Source organism: Ruminiclostridium papyrosolvens C7 (assembly GCF_000421965.1).
Taxonomy (GTDB): Bacteria; Bacillota; Clostridia; order Acetivibrionales; family DSM-1351; genus Ruminiclostridium; species Ruminiclostridium papyrosolvens_A.
In genome coordinates this window covers 1-1,086 of the sequence record NZ_ATAY01000092.1, presented here as the reverse complement: position 1 = coordinate 1,086, position 1,086 = coordinate 1, and the positions used below count along the sequence as shown (strand labels likewise).

1 rRNA gene is annotated in these 1,086 nt (G+C 47.9%); it reads right to left on the bottom strand.

The features are described from left to right. Window positions 1–1,086, bottom strand: a 23S ribosomal RNA gene (locus L323_RS40955); the annotation flags it as partial.

Here is a 1,086-nt window from a genome sequence, read left to right as displayed (position 1 = left end):
TTTTCGTGAAATTACCTTTTTGCTTTCTTACTAGATATACCATGGAACACACGCTGATCCATAGCTTCGGTACACAGTTTAGCCCCGGTAATTTTCGGCGCAGGCTCACTCGACTAGTGAGCTATTACGCACTCTTTGAATGAGTGGCTGCTTCTAAGCCAACATCCTAGTTGTCTTAGCAAGCCCACATCCTTTTCCACTTAACTGTGATTTTGGGACCTTAGCTGATGGTCTGGGCTGTTTCCCTTTTGACCATGGGACTTATCTCTCATAGTCTGACTCCCAAGTAACATCATTACGGCATTCGGAGTTTGATAGGGTTCGGTAACCCGGTAAGGCCCCTAGCCCATTCAGTGCTCTACCTCCGTATGATTTTCCCTTGAGGCTAGCCCTAAAGCTATTTCGGGGAGAACCAGCTATCTCCGAGTTCGATTGGAATTTCTCCGCCACCCACAGCTCATCCCAGACCTTTTCAACGGTCATGTGGTTCGGTCCTCCACGAGATTTTACTCCCGCTTCAACCTGTCCATGGGTAGGTCACCCGGTTTCGGGTCTATAGCATGCAACTTGACGCGCTTTTAACACTCGGTTTCCCTTCGGCTCCGTACCTTTTAGTACTTAACCTTGCTGCATACAATAACTCGCCGGACCGTTCTACAAAAAGTACGCTGTCGAGCTTTAACGCTCTTCAACTGCTTGTAAACATAGGGTTTCAGGTTCTCTTTCACTCCCCTCCCGGGGTTCTTTTCACCTTTCCCTCACGGTACTGCTTCACTATCGGTCACCAGTTAGTATTTAGCCTTGGATGGTGGTCCACCCTGCTTCCCACGAGGTTTCACGTGCCTCGTGGTACTCTGGATACTAGCCTGCCTCTTAACATTTCGCTTACGGGACTTTTACCCTCTATGGTCTCAGCTTTCCAGCTGCTCATTCTGCTATGTCTCAAGGATCATTATGCTAGTCCACAACCCCGAAAGATATTACTATCTTTTGGTTTGGGCTCTTCCGCTTTCGCTCGCCACTACTTACGGAATCTCTTTTTGATTTCTACTCCTGTTGGTACTTAGATGTTTCAGTTCCCAACGT